The 19,328-nt window shown below is 67.7% G+C and carries 16 protein-coding genes; 7 read left to right on the forward strand and 9 right to left on the reverse strand.

What is annotated here, in order from left to right:
* The first annotated feature begins 179 nt into the window (after positions 1–179).
* Positions 180–5,021 carry an NAD-glutamate dehydrogenase gene (locus KU887_RS21020; RefSeq protein WP_258257826.1) on the forward strand — a complete coding sequence of 1,614 codons (4,842 nt, stop codon included), beginning with the start codon at positions 180–182 and terminating at the stop codon, positions 5,019–5,021.
* A 22-nt stretch (positions 5,022–5,043) separates the two neighbouring features.
* On the opposite strand, the gene KU887_RS21025 is transcribed toward KU887_RS21020, so the two are convergent.
* From KU887_RS21025 to KU887_RS21050, 6 genes are all read right to left on the reverse strand, one after another.
* Positions 5,044–5,907, reverse strand: coding sequence for a class I SAM-dependent methyltransferase (locus KU887_RS21025; RefSeq protein ID WP_059720755.1), 864 nt, complete (start codon positions 5,905–5,907; stop codon positions 5,044–5,046).
* Positions 5,908–5,914: 7 nt separating this feature from the next.
* Entirely contained in the window at positions 5,915–6,265 is a 351-nt protein-coding gene (locus KU887_RS21030; protein WP_006487203.1) for a glyoxalase/bleomycin resistance/extradiol dioxygenase family protein, read from the reverse strand.
* Position 6,266: 1 nt separating this feature from the next.
* The gene (locus tag KU887_RS21035; RefSeq protein ID WP_006487211.1) at positions 6,267–6,443 is read right to left on the reverse strand and encodes a ribbon-helix-helix protein, CopG family; all 177 of its coding nucleotides are present in this window, start codon (positions 6,441–6,443) and stop codon (positions 6,267–6,269) included.
* A gap of 114 nt (positions 6,444–6,557) precedes the next feature.
* Entirely contained in the window at positions 6,558–7,388 is an 831-nt protein-coding gene (locus KU887_RS21040; protein WP_012493396.1) for an arylamine N-acetyltransferase, read from the reverse strand.
* A gap of 132 nt (positions 7,389–7,520) precedes the next feature.
* Positions 7,521–8,207, reverse strand: coding sequence for a hypothetical protein (locus tag KU887_RS21045; protein WP_012493397.1), 687 nt, complete (start codon positions 8,205–8,207; stop codon positions 7,521–7,523).
* 337 nt (positions 8,208–8,544) lie between these two features.
* Positions 8,545–10,029, reverse strand: coding sequence for an amidase (locus tag KU887_RS21050; RefSeq protein ID WP_006487199.1), 1,485 nt, complete (start codon positions 10,027–10,029; stop codon positions 8,545–8,547).
* A gap of 343 nt (positions 10,030–10,372) precedes the next feature.
* Between KU887_RS21050 and KU887_RS21055 the strand changes: the two genes are divergently transcribed.
* The 3 genes from KU887_RS21055 to KU887_RS21065 all read left to right on the forward strand — a co-directional run bounded on the left by KU887_RS21055 (position 10,373) and on the right by KU887_RS21065 (position 12,128).
* Positions 10,373–10,807, forward strand: a complete 435-nt coding sequence (locus KU887_RS21055; protein WP_012493398.1) for a universal stress protein — start codon at positions 10,373–10,375, stop codon at positions 10,805–10,807.
* Positions 10,808–11,284: 477 nt separating this feature from the next.
* Positions 11,285–11,533, forward strand: coding sequence for a hypothetical protein (locus KU887_RS21060; RefSeq protein WP_006487226.1), 249 nt, complete (start codon positions 11,285–11,287; stop codon positions 11,531–11,533).
* A gap of 121 nt (positions 11,534–11,654) precedes the next feature.
* Positions 11,655–12,128 carry a nuclear transport factor 2 family protein gene (locus KU887_RS21065; protein WP_258257830.1) on the forward strand — a complete coding sequence of 158 codons (474 nt, stop codon included), beginning with the start codon at positions 11,655–11,657 and terminating at the stop codon, positions 12,126–12,128.
* 22 nt (positions 12,129–12,150) lie between these two features.
* Here KU887_RS21065 and KU887_RS21070 read toward each other — a convergent pair whose 3' ends face one another.
* The gene (locus KU887_RS21070) at positions 12,151–12,936 is read right to left on the reverse strand and encodes a BPL-N domain-containing protein (protein WP_258257832.1); all 786 of its coding nucleotides are present in this window, start codon (positions 12,934–12,936) and stop codon (positions 12,151–12,153) included.
* 387 nt (positions 12,937–13,323) lie between these two features.
* Between KU887_RS21070 and acnB the strand changes: the two genes are divergently transcribed.
* Positions 13,324–15,909 carry a bifunctional aconitate hydratase 2/2-methylisocitrate dehydratase gene (acnB, locus tag KU887_RS21075; protein ID WP_034202186.1) on the forward strand — a complete coding sequence of 862 codons (2,586 nt, stop codon included), beginning with the start codon at positions 13,324–13,326 and terminating at the stop codon, positions 15,907–15,909.
* Positions 15,910–16,022: 113 nt separating this feature from the next.
* Here the strand turns inward: acnB and KU887_RS21080 are convergent, their stop codons facing one another.
* Both KU887_RS21080 and KU887_RS21085 read right to left on the reverse strand, forming a co-directional pair.
* Complete coding sequence (locus KU887_RS21080) at positions 16,023–16,526, reverse strand: DUF4274 domain-containing protein (protein ID WP_006496938.1); 504 nt, start codon at positions 16,524–16,526, stop codon at positions 16,023–16,025.
* Positions 16,527–16,601: 75 nt separating this feature from the next.
* Positions 16,602–17,015, reverse strand: a complete 414-nt coding sequence (locus tag KU887_RS21085) for a PPC domain-containing DNA-binding protein (RefSeq protein ID WP_058903250.1) — start codon at positions 17,013–17,015, stop codon at positions 16,602–16,604.
* A gap of 313 nt (positions 17,016–17,328) precedes the next feature.
* On the opposite strand from KU887_RS21085, the gene KU887_RS21090 reads away from it, so the two are divergent.
* Positions 17,329–18,231: a hypothetical protein gene (locus KU887_RS21090; RefSeq protein WP_034178397.1), complete on the forward strand. Its 903-nt coding sequence runs from the start codon at positions 17,329–17,331 to the stop codon at positions 18,229–18,231.
* 160 nt (positions 18,232–18,391) lie between these two features.
* Entirely contained in the window at positions 18,392–19,318 is a 927-nt protein-coding gene (locus KU887_RS21095) for an ADP-ribosylglycohydrolase family protein (RefSeq protein WP_258257840.1), read from the forward strand.
* Positions 19,319–19,328: the final 10 nt, after the last annotated feature.

A 19,328-nucleotide genomic window follows, 5' to 3' on the forward strand; every position in this document is an offset into this window, starting at 1 on the left:
GCGTCGCGCCGGCGTCGCCCGCCCTGCGCTGAACGCTGCACCGCGGCGTCCGCGACGGGCGCCGCAGGCCCGCCCCACCGCCCGCCGCCGTTGTGCGCCCGCACATCGCTTTGTCACGCAATCGGCGCATAATGCCGGACAGACGCAGCCGCCAATGGCCACCCGACGAGGAGACCGCCATGGAAGCGAAGAACGAGGAAGTCGTCGCACACCTGCTCTCCGATGTCGTCGAATTCGCGCGCGCTCGCCTGCCCGAAGCCACGTTCCGGATCGTCGAACCCTTCCTGCGTCATTACTACGATTTCGTCGATGCCGACGATCTGCAGAACCGCAGCATCGCCGACCTGTACGGCGCCGCGATGGCACACTGGCAGACCGCGCAGAAATTCGTGCCCGGCAGCGAACGCCTGCGCGTGTACAACCCGATCCTCGAACAGCACGGCTGGCATTCCGACCACACGGTGATCGAGATCGTCAACGACGACATGCCGTTCCTCGTCGACTCGGTGACGATGGCCGTCAACCGCCTCGGGCTCGCGCTGCATTCGGCGCTGCATCCGGTGTTCCGCATCTGGCGCGGCGCCGGCGGCGGCATCGAGCGGGTCGACGCGGGCGGCGCGACGTCCGGCGACGGCCAGTCGCAGCTCGCGTCGTTCATCCATTTCGAAGTCGACCGCTGCGGCGACGCCGCGTTGCTCGACACGCTGCGCGAGGACATCGCGCGCGTGCTCGGCGACGTGCGCGCGTCGGTCGAGGACTGGCCGAAGATCGTCGACATCGTGCGCGCGACCATCAAGGAGATGAAGGCGCGCGAATCGACCGCGGAGGACATCGAGGCGCGCGCGTTCCTCGAATGGATGGCCGCCGATCACTTCACGTTCCTCGGCCAGCGCGACTACGCGCTCGTATCGGACGGCACGGGCTTCGGGCTGCGCGGCATCGAGGGCTCGGGCTTCGGCATCCTGCGCGAAGCGCTGCGCACGTCCGGCGCGCCCGACGTGACGCCGCTGCCGCAGGCCGCCGCCGACATCATCACCGGCGCGTGGCCGATCTTCCTGACCAAGGCGAATTCGCGCGCGACGGTGCACCGGCCCGGCTACCTCGACTACGTCGGCGTGAAACTCGTCGGCGCCGACGGCAAGGTCGTCGGCGAGCGCCGCTTCATCGGGCTCTACACGTCGACCGCGTACATGGTGTCGACGGCCGAGATCCCGATCGTGCGCCGCAAGTGCGCGAACATCCTGCGGCGCGCGGGCTTCCTGCCGAAGGGACATCTCGGCAAATCGCTCGTGACGGTGCTCGAAACCTATCCGCGCGACGAACTGTTCCAGGCCGACGAAGACCAGCTCTACGACATCGCGCTCGGCATCCTGCGCCTGCAGGAACACCAGCGCACGCGCCTGTTCGTGCGCCGCGACCGGTTCGACCGCTTCGTGTCGTGCCTCGTGTTCGTGCCGCGCGACAAGTACAACACCGACCTGCGCCGCCGCATCGCGAAGCTGCTGGTCGACGCGTACAACGGCGTGAACGTCGAATTCACGCCACTGCTGTCGGAATCGGCGATCGCGCGGATTCATTTCGTCGTGCATGCCGAACCCGGCACGATGCCCGACGTCGACACGCGCGAACTCGAAACGCGGCTCGTGCAGGTCACGCGCCGCTGGCAGGACGATCTCGCCGACGCGCTGCTCGACGCATTCGGCGAAGAGCAAGGCAACCGCCTGCTGCAGCGCTATGCCGAGTCGTTCCCGGCCGGCTATCGCGACGACTATCCGGCGCGCACGGCCGTGCGCGACATCGAGCTGATCGAGCGCGTGAAGGATTCGGGCCAGCTCGCGATGAACCTGTACCGGCCGATCGAGGCCGAGCCGCGCGCGTTCCGCTTCAAGGTGTATCGCGCGGGCGACCCGATCGCGCTGTCGCGCAGCCTGCCGATGCTCGAACACCTCGGCGTGCGCGTCGACGAGGAGCGGCCATACCGGATCCAGACGCAGGATGCCGCGCATGCATGGGTACACGATTTCGGCCTCGAGCTCGCCGACGATACCGAGTTCGACATCGAGCGCGTGAAAGGCCTGTTCGAGGATGCGTTCGACCGGATCTGGAGCGGCCGGATCGAGAACGACGACTTCAACCGCCTCGTGCTGCGCGCGCACCTGAGCGCCCGCGAAGTGACGATCCTGCGCGCGTATGCGAAATATCTGCGGCAGGTCGGCTCGACCTTCAGCGACGCGTATATCGAGCGCGCGCTGACCGGCAACCCGGCGATCGCGCGGCAACTCGTCGAGCTGTTCGTGCTGCGCTTCGACCCGCGGATCGGCGACACGCGCGACGTGCAGGCCGAACGGCTGCTGAAGGCGATCGAAGGCGCGCTCGACCAGGTGCCGAACCTCGACGAGGACCGCATCCTGCGCCAGTTCCTCGGCGTGATCAACGCGACCGAACGCACGAACTACTTCCTCGCCGACGCGAACGGCGAATCGAAGCCGTACCTGTCGTTCAAGTTCAACCCGGCGAAGGTGCCCGGCCTGCCCGAACCGAAGCCGATGTTCGAGATCTGGGTGTATTCGCCGCGCGTCGAGGGCGTGCACCTGCGCGGCGGGCGCGTCGCGCGCGGCGGCCTGCGCTGGTCGGATCGCCGCGAGGATTTCCGCACCGAGGTGCTCGGGCTGATGAAGGCGCAGATGGTGAAGAACGTCGTGATCGTGCCGGTCGGCTCGAAAGGCGGCTTCGTCGTGAAGAACCCGCCGCCGCAGAGCGATCGCGAGGCATGGATGCGCGAAGGCATCGCGTGCTACCAGACGTTCCTGCGCGGGCTGCTCGACCTGACCGACAACCTCGCCGGCACCGCGATCGTGCCGCCGCCCGACGTGGTGCGCCACGACCCCGACGATCCGTATCTCGTCGTCGCCGCCGACAAGGGCACGGCCACCTTCTCCGACTACGCGAACGCGATCTCGCACGAATACGGCTTCTGGCTCGACGACGCGTTCGCGTCCGGCGGCTCGGTCGGCTACGACCACAAGAAGATGGCGATTACCGCGCGCGGCGCGTGGGAATCGGTGAAACGGCACTTCCGCGAGATGGGCATCGACACGCAGACGACCGACTTCACCGTGGTCGGCGTCGGCGACATGTCGGGCGACGTGTTCGGCAACGGGATGCTGCTGTCGCCGCATATCCGGCTCGTCGCCGCGTTCGATCACCGGCACATTTTCCTCGACCCGAACCCCGACCCGGCGACGAGCTTCGCGGAGCGCCAGCGCATGTTCGCGCTCGAGCGCTCGAGCTGGGCCGACTACGATACGTCGGTGATTTCGGCGGGCGGCGGCGTGTATCCGCGCACCGCGAAGACGATCCCGCTGTCGCCGGCGGTACAGGCCGCGCTCGGCATCGACGCGCACGCGCTGCCGCCGACCGAATTGATCCGTGCGATCCTGCAGGCGCCGGTCGACCTGCTGTACAACGGCGGCATCGGCACCTACGTGAAGGCGGCGCGCGAAACCCACGCGCAGGTCGGCGACCGCGCGAACGACGCGGTGCGCGTGAACGGCGCGGACCTGCGCTGCAAGGTCGTCGGCGAAGGCGGCAATCTCGGCTGCACGCAGTTCGGCCGCATCGAGTTCGCGCAGCGCGGCGGCCGCATCAACACCGATGCGATCGACAACTCGGCCGGCGTCGATTGTTCGGATCACGAAGTCAACATCAAGATCCTGCTCGGGCTCGTCGTGTCCGACGGCGAGATGACCGAGAAGCAGCGCAACGCACTGCTCGCCGAGATGACCGACGAAGTCGGACTGCTGGTGCTGCGCGACAACTACTACCAGACGCAGGCGCTGTCGATCGCGGGCCGCTATGCGGTCGAGCTGCTCGACGTCGAGGCGCGCCTGATGCGCTGGCTCGAACGCGCGGGCCGCCTGAACCGCGTGATCGAATTCCTGCCGACCGACGACGAAGTCGCCGAGCGGCAGGCCGCGAAGCTCGGCCTCACGTCGCCGGAGCGCGCGGTGCTGCTCGCGTACAGCAAGATGTGGCTCTACGATGCGCTGCTCGAGTCCGACGTGCCCGAGGATCCGCTGGTGGCCGCGATGCTCGTCGACTACTTCCCGAAGCCGCTGCAACAGCGCTTCAGCGAGCCGATGCGCCGCCATCCGCTGCGCCGCGAGATTCTCGCGACGCATCTGACCAACGCGCTCGTGAACCGTGTCGGCTGCGCATTCGTGCACCGGTTGATGGAGGAAACCGACGCGAAGCCGGGCGACATCGTCCGCGCGTGCATCATGGCGCGCGACGTGTTCGATCTCGATGCGGTATGGCGCGACATCGACGCGCTCGACAACCGCGTCGCCGACGACGTGCAGGCGCGCATGTTCGTCGACGTCGCGCGGCTGCTGGAGCGCGCGGCGCTGTGGTTCCTGCGGCATCTGCAGTCGGGCGCGGTGGCCGACGGCGGCGTCGCCGAGCTGATCGCGCGCTGTCGCGACGCGGCGGCGCGGCTCGCCCCGCAACTGCCGTCGCTGCTGCCGGCCGACGATCTCGATGCGTTGTCCGAGCGGCAGCGCGTGCTGGTCGACGCCGGCGTCGACAGCGCGCTCGCGGTACGCGTCGCGAGCGGCGACATCTCGGCCGCGCTGCTCGACATCGCCGAAGTGGCGGCGACCTGCAATCGCAGCCTCGAACTCGTCGCCGGTGTCTATTTCTCGCTCGGCACGCTGCTCAATTACGGGTGGATCGGCGAACGCGCGGCGAACCTGCCGACGCCGACGCACTGGGACATGCTCGCGCGCGCCGCCGCACTCGCGGAGGTCGCGCGGCTCAAGCGCACGCTCGCGACGAGCGCGCTCGCGGAGTCGCCGGATTCGACCACGCCGGAGACGATCGTCGGCGCGTGGCGCGCGCGCCGCGAAGCCGCGCTGGTGCGCTACGAGCACCTGCTCGCGGATCTGCGCGCGTCCGGCGGCGCGAGCCTCGCGGTGCTGCTCGTGGTCGTGCGGGAGATGGCCGTGCTCGAACGCGCGTGACGAGTGTGACGGACGCGACGGGTCAGACCGTCGCGACCAGCAGCTCTTCCGCGCGGTTCGGCGGCCGCAGGCCGTCGGTGCGCTCGGCGAAGTAACGGCGCGTCAGCTCGGCGGCCGACACGTGTTCGGCCTTCGCGAAGCCGGCCTCCCGTGCGAGCGCCTGGATCTGGTCCGGCATGAAGAAGCTGATGAACGGCGTGCCGCTCGCCCGCGCGCCCTTCGCGGCCATTTCCATCCCCGGGCGCACGTCCGGATCCGCGTTCTCCAGCGGCAGCAGGAACGTCATCGCGAACGTCGAGCCCGGCGCGAGCGACGCGACTTCGCGCAGCGCGGCCGCATTCGCTTCGCGCGTCAGGTACATGCTGACGCCGGTGGATACGACGACCGCCGGCTTGCCGGCATCGAAGCCCGCACCGACGAGCGCGTCGCGCCACGACTGCTTCGCCTCGAAATCCACCGGCACGAAGCGCAGCCAGTCGGGCACGCCGAAGCCGAGCTCGATCAGGCGGCGCTGCTTCCAGCGCTGCGGCGCCGGCTGGTCGACTTCGAACACGGTCACGCGCGACGCCATGTCCGGCCGACGCTGCACGAAGCTGTCGAGCCCCGCGCCGAGGATCACGTACTGGCGCACGCCGCGCGCGGCCTGCTCGGCCACGAGATCCTCGATGAAGCGCGCCCGCGCGACGATCGACGCGCGAAACGGCCGCGTGAACTGCGGATCCATGTCGCCGCGCTGCTGCCAGCCGGGTGCCGGCGCGAGCAATTGCAACCCGATTTCGTCCGTGAGCACATGCGGCGGCGCGTCGAGCTCGACGTGCAGCGCGCGCCACAGCGCGACGCGCGCGGCCGTGCTGTCGGGCGCGTCGTCTTCGCGGATAGCCGTCATGTCGACCTCACTCGCCCTGCTTGCCCGGCGCCTGCAGGCGCCACACCCGGCCGTCAGGATCGCGCACCGTCATGTCGCGCGTGCCCCAGTGCGTGTCCTCGAACGGCGTGACGACCTCGACGATCGGCTGCGGCTGCACCGCCTGCTCGTCGGCCACCTTGAGCACGACCTGCATGTCGGGCGTTTCGCTCGGCGGCACTTCGGCGATGAACAGGAACGGACCGTCGCCGCTGCGCAACTGGCCCGAATTGTGGTCGGTTTCGAACTCCAGCCTGAAGCCCAGCGCCTGAAAGAACTTCGCCGACTTGCCCCAGTTGTGGGTGGTCAGATACACGGCTTCGATCCGCTCGGATGACATGTCACTCCTCCTTGTTGGACGGTTCCGCGCCGGACGGCGGCGCGGCCAGGTACGCGCGCAACGCGTCGGCCACCAGCGCGGACAGCGATTGCTCCGTTTCGATGGCGCGATGCTTGACCTGCCGGATCAGGCCGAGCGGCAAGTACACGTTGAATTGCTTCACTTCTTCGTCGGTCATGGATACTAGTATGCTAGCAATCTAGCAAAAGTCAACTGACGGTGATCGCGGGATGGTCGCGGCCCGCGTGCGGGCCGCCGTCGGATGTCGGATGTCGGATGTCGGGGGTTCGCGTTACCGCGCGGGGCGCGCCGCGAGTCGCGCGAACAGCGCGTCGAGATCGAATCCCGCCGTATTGATGCCGATCGTGTCGCGCAGGCACGCGGCCCAGTCGGCAGCATTGTCGAACGTGACCGTGCGCCCGGCCCCCGCCGCGTCGCGCAACGTCAGCGCGGTGTTGAGCAGCGCCGCGCGGCCGTCCGGCAGCACGCGGCACGCGATCAGGTCGTTCACGAAGATCGATTCGGGATAGGTCGACGTGAACCAGTTCGCGGCGTCGTAATCGATCCATTCGGCCGGCTTCAGCGAGAAGCGGTAGGTCGTCTGCCAGCCGTCGGGGATTTCGAACTGCATGTCGAATTCGCCGTCGACCGGCGCGTCGATCACGCGAAACGCGCCGTGCGGCGTCAGTTGCCGCTCGCCCGGCACGAAGCGCAGCGGCGCGGTCAGCGTCGCGCTGCCGAAGCCGATGTCCGCGAGCCACGCGGCCCCGTCGAGGTCGATGCGCAGCAACATGTGCGTCTGCGCGGTGACGATCTCAGGCGGCCGCATCCAGCGCACGCGCGCGATCAGCGGCGTGACGCGAAAACCGATCGTCGTGAGCGCGGTGTAGAACAGCTTGTTGAGTTCGAAGCAGTAGCCGCCGCGGCGGCGTTCGACCACCTTGTCGACGATCGCGGGCAGGTCGAGCGCGACGCGCGCGCCGGTCAGCGGATTGAGGTTTTCGAACGGAATCGCCTGCGGGTGCAGCAGATGCAGCCGGCGCAGCACGTCCAGCGTCGGCGCGGCCGGGCCGTCGTAGCCGATGCGGGAGAAATAGCGCGAGAGGTCGAACGAGTCAGTCATGAACCGGCACCGATAAAAGGGACCCGCCACGATAGCATCGCGCGCAATCCCCATGTTGTGCGGGGCGATTGTTCGTGGTCGACGCGCGCGATGCGGGCCGCGCATCGCGCGCACATCCGCGCCACGTTGACGTTACGGCAGCAGCTTCAGCGCGGACGACGCGACCGACGGCACCGAAATGCCCTGGCTCGTCGCGAACTGGACGGCCTGGCCGAGCGTCGCGGCCAGCGACTGCAACTGGCCCGGCGCGCTTTGCGCGATATACGACGCGGCCTGCATGTTCTGCGGATTCAGGCCCGACTGCAGCAACGACGCGGCGCTCGTCGAACCGAGATTGCCGAGCCCCGACTGCAGTTGCGAATACTGCGTGAGCCCCTGCCCGAGCGACGCGAGCCCGTTGCTGAACGCCTGCTTGTCGATCGGGCCGTGCGTGGCGCCGCCGCTCGCGAACGCCTGGCCGAGCGCCTGCGACACCGATTGCTGCGCGCCGCCCATCTGCGACAGCGTGGCCGGCGACAGCGCATCGGCACCGGACAACTGACTCGCGGCCTGCTGCGCCTGCCCGGCCGCCCCCGTCAGACCCATCGCCGATGCGAGCGACGACTGGCCGTTCAGCACCTGCTGGTTCGCCCCGACATAGGCCTGCAGCAATTGCGCGACACCGCCCTGCGCAGGCGCCGCCTGCTGCTGCCCGCCGCCGAGCAGCGACGCGCCGAGCGACTGCAGGTCGAGCTGCGCGTGCGCGGCGCCGCTCACCAGGATGCCGAACGCGATGCCTGCCGAGGCCAGATGCCGGCCCGTCGCGCGAATGTGCTTCATGTGTGTTCCTCGTGCCCGAATTGTCGAGGCGATATTGTCGAAGCGCGTCGCGCGCCGCCGCAACGACTGAAACACATCGAAACGAAATCCGGCGGCGGCGCCGCTTGCAATTCGGCGACCGACGAGCCCCGTCACGCAGATTCGCGCGCGTTTGCCGAGCGATGTCGTGCGCGCATCCCGATTCGTTCTCCGGCTGCATCAATGGCGGATGTCGGGTCCGGCGGGCGCCGGCGAACGTCGCGTCGAGCGATGCAAAACGAAACGGGCAGCTCGTCGCCGCCCGCTCCGTCACCCCGGCAACTGGCTACCGGCTACCGGTTGCCCGCCTGCCGCGGCATCACGCGGCCATCCACGCCGGCACGCGCCGGGCCACCCAGTCGGCCGCCCGCTCGTAGCCGCGCGCAAGCTGCAGCACGGCGAGATCGGCGCGCGGACGCCCGATCAGTTGCATCCCCATCGGCAACCCCGCGTCGTTGAAGCCGACCGGCACGTTGATCACCGGGCAGCCGGCCAGCGTCCACGGCACGACCGTTTCCATCCAGCGGTGGTAGGTGTCCATCGCGCGGCCCGCGATCTCCTTCGGCCAGCGCTGGTCGACGTCGAACGGGAACACCTGCGCGGTCGGCGCCGCGATGAAGTCGTAGCGATCGAAGAAGCTCAGCACCGCCTGATGCCACGCGGTCCGTTCGACGCTCGCATCGAACACCGCCGCGCCCTGCAGCGCGAGCAGCCCTTCGACCTCGTAGATCGCCTCGGGCTTCAGCAGCGCACGGCGCGCCGGGTCGCGATAGTGCGCGAGCAGCCCGCCGCCCGACAGCAGGTGCCGGTGCGCGAGCCACAGACGCCAGATCCGGTCGGGTGCGAACGCCGGCAGCGCGGCATCAACGTCGCAGCCGATCTCGCGCAGCGTCGCCAGCCCGTGCTCGCACTGCGCGAGCACGCCGGCCTCGGTCGCGAGATAACCGTTCCAGTCGCCGACCCACGCGATGCGCTTGCCGCGCAGGTCCGCGTCGAGCGGCTGCGCGAACACCGCCGGATCGTCCGCGAGCGACAGCGGATCGTTGCGGTCGTAGCCGGCCTGGATCGCGAGCAGTTGCGCGACGTCGCCGACGGTGCGCCCCATCGGCCCTTCGATGCCGAGCTGCTGCATGAACACGTCGACGCCCGGCCAGCGCGGCACGCGGCCCTGCGACGGGCGAAAGCCGTAGATGTTGCAGAACGCGGCCGGGTTGCGCAGCGACCCGCCGAAATCGCTGCCGTCCGCAACCGGCAGCATCCGCGACGCGAGCGCCGCCGCCGTGCCGCCGCTGCTGCCGCCCGCGCTCTTCGTCAGGTCGTACGGGTTGCGCGTCGCGCCGTAGACTTCGTTGAACGTATGCGAACCGAGCCCGAACTCGGGCGTATTGGTCTTGCCGATGAAGATCGCGCCGGCCGCGCGCATCCGCGCGACGCCGACGGAATCGGCCTGCGGTACGTTCTCGCGGAAGATCGGCGAGCCGTAGGTCGTGCGCAGCCCCTTCGTCATCGCCAGATCCTTCGGCGCCTGCGGCATCCCGTGCAGCCAGCCGCGATACTCGCCGCGCGCCAGCTCCGCGTCCTTTTCCGCGGCTTCCGCCAGCAGCGCATCGCGATCGCGCAGCGCGACGATCGCGTTGATCGCGCCGTTCACGCGCTCGATGTGATCGAGATACGCACGCATCGTCTCGACGCACGACACCGCCTTGCTGCGGATCGCCGACGCGAGCTCGCCGGCCGACAGGCGTACGACCGGATCGACGGAAATGGAAGCGGGAGCGAGAAACTGCGGGGCGCCGTGCGGCATGCGGGGTCTCCTGGGAAGCGGTAGCGGATGGCGCGCCGCCGGGCGGCGGCCGACGCTCTACTCTACGCGACGCGCCCCGGGCGACCTCCGATATTTTGCGGCGCAATTCATTGCGGATCCGACTGAATCGCGCTCGCGCGAACGGCCGGCGACGACCGGGCGGAACGGGCGACGCCGCTCGCTGCCGTTTATGCGCATAAACTTAAATTTCTTATATTTTTAATCGGTGCGTCACGGGACCGCGCGCGTTAACGACATTTTTATGCGGCCGGCCGATCTCTTTAGATCGCTTCGTGCGGCCGCACGCTACGCTGGAAGCACTTCGTTTCCGGGTTCATCGTCCATGCTCAAGCTGCTGGTTCCGGTCGGTCATTCACCGCGCTCGCTTCAGGCCGTCCGGCACGCGACGTTTCTGTATCGCGAGCGCTGCGCATCGGAGGTCGTGCTGATCAACGTGCAGGCGCCGCTGGAATCGACGCGGCTCGAGGCCTATCACCCGCTGTCGCGGTTGCGCGCGATCGAGACGCAATTCGCGACCGACGATCTCGCGATGGCCGAGCGGATCCTGCGCGATGCGGACGTGAAGTTCAGCGTCGTGATGAAGGTCGGGCCGGTGGCCGACACGATCGCGGCCACGGCGGCCGAGACCGGGTGCGACGAGATCGTCGTGGCCGGGCCGCGACGCGATCCGCTGCACGCGTTGATGTCGGTGTTTCGGCGCAGCGTGATGGCGCGGCTGGTGCGGATTTCGAATGTGCCGGTGACGGCGGTGCAATGACGGAAACGGCGCGTCATGCGTGCGCATCGTGCGCACGCTGTCGCGCGGCGCTCAATCGATGACCTTGCGCCAGAACACGAAATAGGCGGCCGCGGAAGACGCCAGCAGCAGGATGGCCCACATCGGGGCAAGACTGATCAGGACGGAAGAGACGTTCAACATTTTGGTTTCCTCACTATTTCGACAGCGATATTCGACATTTGCGTGCTTGCCGGACCCGATGCATCGCCCCCGCATCGCGTGCCGTCAAATCATGCATTCATGCTATCGCTTCGAACGGCCGTGCGACCACCGCCGCCCGCCCGCACCCTGACATTCGTCAAACTCCCGCGCATTGCCCGCCCGTCGGGCGGCGACCGAAAAACGGGACAGGATCGTCCCGCTCCGCCAGCGCTTTCAGCAGACGTTTACCGGGGGAAGCCCCAAGTGCTTCGTCGAACGTGTCCGCGTTACGCTTGAGCGACGAGGAGACGAACCATGAGACGAGCCGTACATATCGCCGTTTTTGCACTGCTGGCCTATCTCATCGGCGATCGCGCGATCCTGCACGCGCAGGGCCGCGACGCCAGCCCGCTCGCGTGCGAGCAAGGCGCCGCGCAGGTCAAGGCCGACGCGCTCGGTCGCGGCTTCGGCGAAGCCGCCGCCGGTAGCCAGAGCGAGGCCTTCATGTCGGGCTGCCTGGTGACGGGACGCAGCGATCAGGACGTCGCGATGGCGGCCCGCTGACGCGCCGCATCCGGCGGCGAGCCGGCCGCGCCCGAAGTCGCGGGCGCCGGTTCGCGCTGCCTGCCCCACTGTCCCGATACGGACGTTGCCGTCCGCCATCCCTGCCCCGTTACGCCCCGACATGACCGATCCGAACACCGCGTTGATCCAGCGCTTCTACACGGCCTTCCAGCAGCGCGACATCGACACGATGCTCGCGTGCTATGCCGACGACATCGTGTTCAGCGATCCCGCGTTCGGCGAGCTGCGTGGCGAGCTCGCACGCGACATGTGGCGGATGCTGGTCGCGCGGGCGCAGGAATTCTCGCTGACGTTCGGCGAAGTCGCCGCGGACGACCAGGCCGGGCGCGCAAAATGGCGCGCGGACTACCGGTTCGCCGCGACCGGACGGAGGGTGGTCAACCGGATCGACGCACGCTTCCGGTTTCGCGACGGACGCATCGTCGAGCATCGCGACCATTTCGACCTGTGGTGCTGGGCGCGTCAGGCGCTCGGGATGAAGGGCGCGCTGCTCGGCTGGACGCCTTTCATGCAGCGCGCGATCCGCGCGCAGGCACGGAAAAATCTCGACGCGTATCGCGCCAAGCGGAAATAGGCCACGCCCCGCGGCCGCTTCGCTACGGCTTCATCGTCGCGTTGATCAGGTCGTAGGCCATGTCCGGCACCACGCCGTCCGGGTTCGTCAGGCCGTTCTGGCGATACCAGCTTTCATCGGCCTCCGGATGCGGGCCGGCAAGGCCGACGCGCCCTTTGCCGTAGCGGTACGTGGCGGCCGCGATGTCCTTGTTCGGGTAGATCGCCAGCACGATCCCGCCGGAGCCGATCGGCGCGACCGGGAGCCTCGCGCCGTCCTGATAATAGATCCAGCGCTTTTTCCCGCGCCAGACGACCGGCGTCACCGTGTCCGCGATGCCGTGAAGCGTCGAGCCCGGCCGGTCGACCTCTGAGTCGATATCGCCGGCAACCAGCCCGAACCCCTGCGCGCCGACCAGGTAGGCGCCCATGCAAAGCCCGAGGTATCGGCCGCCGTTCGCCACGTAATGCCGCACGGCCCTGATTGCAGGCCGACCGATGCTCGCTGCCGCGCCGGGAATGTCCTGCCCGCCGCCGGGCTGCACATAGAGCGCCGCACCGGCCAGCGCCGCGGGCGTGATCTTGAGCCGTTCCGCCGGCCCCACGTAGATCACCCGGAACCGGTAGTCCGATTCCCGCAGGCGTCTGGCGATGGTTTCGGGGCACCCGTCGCACGCGGCAGGCCCGCGATAGACCAGCGCGACCGGCCGGCTCGCCGCGTCGCGCGCTTCGTCGCCGGGCGCGGCCGCGTGAACGGCCGGCGACGCGACGAGCGTCGCCATCAGGAAAATCGCGTCTCTGGAGCGCATGTCGTGGATCGCCGGAGTCAAGGAAATCGCCGCCGCCCGGGTCGAATCGACAGGGGCGCGACGACTTCCGCCTCCAGTTCCGAAACCCGATTGCAAGCTGCGTGACGGCAAGCGTAGCGGCCCGAACGCGCCCGGTGTGTACCGTTTCCTGCGGGCTTGTGCAGATATGTGCGGCACCGGCGGCCTGAGCCGACACCCTGCACTCGCCCGCCCGACCGCGCCCGACAAGGCCGCCTCCCGCCATGCAACCCCGCCTTCCGTGTTTCGCATTGCCAACTCTTATATAAGACATAAGACATTTGACGTTGCACACCATTGAGATTAGAATCCCGCTCAAAGCAGTGCCTGGAATAGCCCCGGAGTGCCGGCAAGGCCTTCCCCTCAAACGCAATATCAGCAGGTCTCCCCATGCTTGAAAACTTTCGTGCTCACGTGGCCGCCCGCGCCGCGCTCGGTATTCCTCCCCTGCCGCTGACGGCTCAGCAGACCGCCGAACTGGTCGAATTGCTGACGAACCCGCCCGCCGGCGAAGAGCAGACGCTGCTCGAGCTGATCACCCATCGCGTGCCCGCCGGCGTCGACGAAGCCGCCCGCGTGAAGGCCGGCTTCCTGGCCGCCGTGGCCAAGGGCGAGACCGCCTGCCCGCTGATCTCGCGTGCGCACGCGACCGAGCTGCTCGGCACGATGCTCGGCGGCTACAACATCCAGCCGCTGATCGAGCTGCTGTCCGACGAGGCCGTCGCCGCGGTCGCCGCCGACGCGCTGAAGAAAACCCTGCTGATGTTCGACCAGTTCCACGACGTGAAGGAACTCGCCGACAAGGGCAACGCGCACGCGAAGGCCGTGCTGCAGAGCTGGGCCGATGCCGAATGGTTCACGAGCCGTCCGGAAGTGCCGGAAAGCCTGACCATCACCGTATTCAAGGTCACGGGCGAAACCAACACCGACGACCTGTCGCCGGCGCCGGACGCCACCACCCGCCCGGACATCCCGATGCACGCGCTCGCGATGCTGAAGAACGCGCGCCCGGGCATCACGCCGGAAGAAGACGGCAAGCGCGGCCCGGTCAAGTTCATCGAATCGCTGAAGGAAAAGGGCCACCTGGTCGCCTACGTCGGCGACGTGGTCGGCACCGGCTCCTCGCGCAAGTCGGCCACCAACTCGGTGCTGTGGTTCACCGGCGAAGACATTCCGTTCGTCCCGAACAAGCGCTTCGGCGGCGTGTGCCTCGGCGGCAAGATCGCCCCGATCTTCTACAACACGATGGAAGACGCCGGCGCGCTGCCGATCGAGCTCGACGTGTCGCAGATGGAAATGGGCGACGTGGTCGAACTGCGCCCGTACGAAGGCAAGGCGCTGAAGGACGGCAAGGTCATCGCCGAATTCCAGGTCAAGTCCGACGTGCTGTTCGACGAAGTGCGCGCCGGCGGCCGCATTCCGCTGATCATCGGCCGCGGCCTGACCGCGAAGGCGCGCGAAGCGCTCGGTCTCGCGCCGTCGACGCTGTTCCGCCTGCCGCACCAGCCGGCCGACAGCGGCAAGGGCTTCTCGCTCGCGCAGAAGATGGTCGGCCGCGCATGCGGTCTGCCGGAAGGCCAGGGCGTGCGCCCGGGCACGTACTGCGAACCGAAGATGACCTCGGTCGGCTCGCAGGACACCACGGGCCCGATGACCCGCGACGAACTGAAGGACCTCGCGTGCCTCGGCTTCTCGGCCGATCTCGTGATGCAGTCGTTCTGCCACACCGCCGCGTATCCGAAGCCGGTCGACGTGAAGACGCACCAGACGCTGCCGAACTTCATCAGCACGCGCGGCGGCATCGCGCTGCGCCCGGGCGACGGCGTGATCCACTCCTGGCTGAACCGCATGCTGCTGCCCGACACCGTCGGCACCGGCGGCGATTCGCACACGCGCTTCCCGATCGGCATCAGCTTCCCCGCAGGTTCGGGCCTGGTCGCGTTCGCGGCCGCTACCGGCACGATGCCGCTGGACATGCCGGAATCGGTGCTGGTCCGCTTCAAGGGCAAGATGCAGCCGGGCGTCACGCTGCGCGACCTCGTCAACGCGATTCCGCTGTACGCGATCAAGCAAGGCATGCTGACGGTCGCCAAGCAGGGCAAGAAGAACATCTTCTCGGGCCGCATTCTCGAAATCGAAGGCCTGCCCGACCTGAAGGTCGAGCAAGCGTTCGAGCTGTCGGATGCGTCCGCCGAGCGTTCGGCTGCCGGTTGCACGGTGCGCCTGAACAAGGAACCGATCATCGAGTACCTGAACAGCAACATCACGCTGCTCAAGTGGATGATCGCGCAGGGCTACCAGGATCCGCGCAGCCTGCAGCGCCGCATCGCGGCGATGGAACAGTGGCTGGCCGATCCGCAACTGCTGTCGCCGGATGCCGACGCCGAATACGCGGCCGTCATCGAGATCGACCTCGCCGACATCCATGAGCCGATCGTCGCCTGCCCGAACGACCCGGACGACGTGAAGACGCTGTCCGACGTCGCCGGTGCGAAGATCGACGAAGTGTTCATCGGCTCGTGCATGACCAACATCGGTCACTTCCGCGCCGCGTCGAAGCTGCTCGAAGGCAAGCGCGACATTCCGGTCAAGCTGTGGGTCGCGCCGCCGACCAAGATGGACCAGAAGCAACTGACCGAAGAAGGCCACTACGGTGTGTTCGGCACGGCCGGCGCCCGCACCGAAATGCCGGGCTGCTCGCTGTGCATGGGCAACCAGGCACAGGTGCGCGAAGGCGCGACGGTCATGTCGACGTCGACCCGCAACTTCCCGAACCGCCTCGGCAAGAACACGAACGTGTACCTCGGCTCGGCGGAACTGGCGGCGATCTGCTCGCGTCTGGGCAAGATCCCGACCAAGGAAGAGTACATGGCCGACATGGGCGTGCTCACCGCCAACGGCGACAAGATCTACCAGTACATGAACTTCGACCAGATCGAAGACTTCAAGGAAGTGGCCGACACCGTGCAGATGTAAGCACGCAGTCGGGCTGCGACGGGAAGTCGACGTCGCAGCGCACCGAAAGGCGCCGCGGGCCGAATGGCCGCGGCGCTTTTTTTATGCGTCGGCGAACGGACGCGCCCGCGCGGTCAGTCGAGCAGCGCGTGCAGCCGCTCGACCACGTCGAACGGCAGGCCTTCGTCATAGCCGTCCGCTTCGTCGAGATCGACGTACTCGCGGCCGTCGGTCGGCTGCAGCATCAGTGCCGGCACGGGCCGCACGACCGGTACGTCCGGATAATCGTTCGGCCCCGCGCCATCGAAGTCGTGCGGATCGAACCAGATTCCGTGATCGGCGTAATAGCCTTCCGCGTAACGTTGCTCGATCTCGCGCAGCAACCGGAACGTATCCCGTTGATACGACGCGGCGTTTTCGTCCGCATACTGCACGAACCACGCGGCGCCGAGATTCCAGTAGATCAGCAACGCGGTCGCGCGATCGACGTTGCGGTTGTCCAGCAGCCAGCGCAACGCGCGGCCGTTGCCGTCGTAATTGGAGCGTGCGGCGAACCGGTGCCACTGCTCGGGCGTCGCGCCTTCGAGCCAGGTCCGGACGATGTCCCACATTTTCTGTTCGATTTCGGTGTCGTCCATGGAGTGCGTCTTGCGGAATGAGCGGTAACGGGAAGTGCTTCGATGACCGGCGATTCTAGCGCCGCTTCGCGATACTCATGCGGCGTCGCCGCCCGGCTCGCGACGGATCACCAGTTCGTTGAAGCCGGTGCCCGCATCGGGCTCGCGCGAGAAGCGATGCGCGGGCAGCAGCGCGAGCAGGATCTCGGCCGTCGTGCGCACCACGCAACCACTCGCGACATGGCCGCCGGTCACGCGGCCGTCCGCATCCGAGACCGACATGTGCAGATGCGCGCCGTCCGGCGACACCGAGCCGGCCAGCGTCAGGATTTCGAGGTCGCCGCGCAGCGCGGTCGGCTGGTCGACGCCGGCGAAGCGCAACTGCGCGACGCTCAGGCTGCCGATGCCCTGGATCACGAAAGCCGCGTGCGAGTCGTGGCGATGCAACGCGGCTTCGATGGCGCCGCGCAGATCGTCGCCGGGGGAAAGACGCAATGGACGGGCTTGCATGGTCGAGAACCTGTGGGTCGATCGTGGTATCGATCAAGCGTACGTTCGCCGCGTGAATCCGGCAAGTCATCCGCTCGCGATACTCCCCGCGCGTCGGTGTCTTCCCGGCGTCGTTTCATCCGCTACCGTTCGGCTCTGCGCCTCCTGCGCATGCGGACCCCTGCCGCCTGGTTTCGCACCAGCCGCAGCGCATCGGTTCGTTTCCGTACGAACGCACATGCGTCCGTATGAAAACCGACCCTAACGTATGCAAGAATCGGTTCCTCGAGGCAATCCCTGCTTTATCGCCCTCTTTCACCGAACGCCCCGTCGAATGCCAAAATGCCAGAATACGTATGAGCGGTTCCACACCCCAAGCGACGACATCGCCGCGCGGGAAGTCGCGGCGATGAGCGATGAGGAGCGTGCGCGCGCCAAGTCGGTGGGGAGCGTGCATGTCCGAAGCTGGCTCGCCATTCTGATGATGCCGGTCGCAGTCGGGCCTGCGATCCCGATGCTCGCGTATTTGCTGGGTATGCTTGCATACCGCGGAACGGTCGATCGGGCCTTCGATATGGATCGTGCGGTTGGCGAAACAGCCGTCACCGTCATATGGGTCACGGCGCTCTTCATCGCAGCGTGGATCGGCCTGAACTGGTGCGTCGCGACGTACGGCACCCGACAGCGGTACTGGCGTGAAATGCCGTCCAACGGGCATGTCGAATTGGAGCGCCATACGCTATGCTCGGCAATCGTCGTGTGGTCGGACGACTACGATCCGGAACCCCTCTACGTCGAGGAATGGATCGACGGCAAGCTCAAATCCAGCATGACCCGAGTCAGGCAGTGGATCCTGACCCGAACGTCCGCTGGTCATTGGCTGGTGCTGGATCATCGAATTGCGGCAGACGGTCGGGGCGCGCCGCCAACGTTCCCCTCGGAGACGAAACGATTGATCCCGCGGCGAGAATTGGCAATAGCATTTGCGCCACGCACCCATATCCGCATCGGATTGAGATGGAGTGGACCAGCGGCGCCATTGACCGTGACGTCCTACCTGCTGTCTCACGCCGAATGTGAGCGCCTGGCTGCGGCGGCTCATCACTATGCTTTTTTTCCGCCGGATCAATATGGCGTCGTCGGTCCCGCCGATGCAGACTGGGTCGGGGAACTCGCCGCCAAGGCACTGGAGCGCGAAGTGCCTGTCGACGTGGCGGCCGGGCGAGCGTTGACGTGATCGTCGCGGGTCGTTTCTACGACGACTGCGGCCGCCACCACGCGAAGGCGGCCGGCGAACAGTCTGGAAAGTACGCCAATTGGCGGCGACTGCATAATGACGGGGTTCAGCTCAAGGTCTTGTGCATGGTTTTCCGCCGCCCCAACCCGAATTCCTTTCGATGACAACCATTCCGAACCGACGATCCCGCCTGCGCGGCGGCCTGCTTGGCCTGCTGATCGGCGACGCGCTCGGCGTGCCGTACGAATTCCACGACGCCGCGTCGATTCCGCCTCCCGCCGCGATCGACATGACGCCGCCGCCGGGCTTCGCGCGCGCGCACGACGGCGTGCCGCCCGGCACCTGGAGCGACGACGGTGCGCAGGCGCTCGCGCTGCTCGACGCGCTGCTGCGCGAGCACGACCTGAATCTCGACACGTTCGCCGGCAACCTGCTGGACTGGTTTCATCGCGGCGCGTTCACGCCGGACGGCCGCGTATTCGACGTCGGCCTGCAGACGCAGCGTGCGTTCCACGCGCTGGCGGCCGGCGCCGCGCCCGCGGCAGCCGGGCCCGGCGACGAGCGCGACAACGGCAACGGCTCGCTGATGCGCTGCTTTCCCGTCGTGATGGTCGCGGCGTCGCGCGACGACGCGATCCGGCTCGCGCGCAAGCAGAGCGTCGTCACGCACGGCCACGTGCGTTCGCAGCTTTGCTGCGCGCTCTATTGCCTGACGGCGCTGGGCATCGTCGACGGCCAGTCGGCTCCCGACGCGGTGCGCACGGCCGAGGACGAACTGCTCGCGCGCCACGAAGGCACGGCCGATGAAATCGAACTGAAGATCGTGCTCGACGGCCGCTTCGATGCACCGCAAGGATCGGGCTATGTGGTCGACAGCTTCTGGTCGGCGATCCATTGCCTGCTGTTGACGGACAGCTACGAGGATTGCGTGAAGCGCGCGATCGCGCTCGGCAACGACACGGATACGACCGCGGCAATCGCCGGCAGCCTCGCCGGCGTGGTGTACGGCGAACGGGCGTTGCCCGCTCGATGGGTTGCGACGCTGCGCGGAAAAGACAAGGTCGAGGGCTGGCTCGCGAAGCTGTGAATACCGCTGC

The organism is Burkholderia sp. EMB26 (genome assembly GCF_024730645.1).
GTDB classification, from domain to species: domain Bacteria; phylum Pseudomonadota; class Gammaproteobacteria; order Burkholderiales; family Burkholderiaceae; genus Burkholderia; species Burkholderia cenocepacia.

Bases quoted from the DNA above. Each gene is read 5' to 3' on its own strand.
- KU887_RS21095 (WP_258257840.1), top strand. From the start codon at position 18,392: ATGACAACCATTCCGAACCGACGATCCCGCCTGCGCGGCGGCCTGCTT.
- KU887_RS21045 (WP_012493397.1), bottom strand. From the start codon at position 8,207: ATGAAGCACATTCGCGCGACGGGCCGGCATCTGGCCTCGGCAGGCATC.
- KU887_RS21090 (WP_034178397.1), top strand. From the start codon at position 17,329: ATGCCAAAATGCCAGAATACGTATGAGCGGTTCCACACCCCAAGCGAC.
- KU887_RS21035 (WP_006487211.1), bottom strand. From the start codon at position 6,443: ATGACCGACGAAGAAGTGAAGCAATTCAACGTGTACTTGCCGCTCGGC.
- KU887_RS21020 (WP_258257826.1), top strand. From the start codon at position 180: ATGGAAGCGAAGAACGAGGAAGTCGTCGCACACCTGCTCTCCGATGTC.
- KU887_RS21025 (WP_059720755.1), bottom strand. From the start codon at position 5,907: ATGACGGCTATCCGCGAAGACGACGCGCCCGACAGCACGGCCGCGCGC.
- KU887_RS21040 (WP_012493396.1), bottom strand. From the start codon at position 7,388: ATGACTGACTCGTTCGACCTCTCGCGCTATTTCTCCCGCATCGGCTAC.
- acnB (WP_034202186.1), top strand. From the start codon at position 13,324: ATGCTTGAAAACTTTCGTGCTCACGTGGCCGCCCGCGCCGCGCTCGGT.
- KU887_RS21060 (WP_006487226.1), top strand. From the start codon at position 11,285: ATGAGACGAGCCGTACATATCGCCGTTTTTGCACTGCTGGCCTATCTC.
- KU887_RS21050 (WP_006487199.1), bottom strand. From the start codon at position 10,029: ATGCCGCACGGCGCCCCGCAGTTTCTCGCTCCCGCTTCCATTTCCGTC.
- KU887_RS21080 (WP_006496938.1), bottom strand. From the start codon at position 16,526: ATGGACGACACCGAAATCGAACAGAAAATGTGGGACATCGTCCGGACC.
- KU887_RS21085 (WP_058903250.1), bottom strand. From the start codon at position 17,015: ATGCAAGCCCGTCCATTGCGTCTTTCCCCCGGCGACGATCTGCGCGGC.
- KU887_RS21065 (WP_258257830.1), top strand. From the start codon at position 11,655: ATGACCGATCCGAACACCGCGTTGATCCAGCGCTTCTACACGGCCTTC.
- KU887_RS21055 (WP_012493398.1), top strand. From the start codon at position 10,373: ATGCTCAAGCTGCTGGTTCCGGTCGGTCATTCACCGCGCTCGCTTCAG.
- KU887_RS21030 (WP_006487203.1), bottom strand. From the start codon at position 6,265: ATGTCATCCGAGCGGATCGAAGCCGTGTATCTGACCACCCACAACTGG.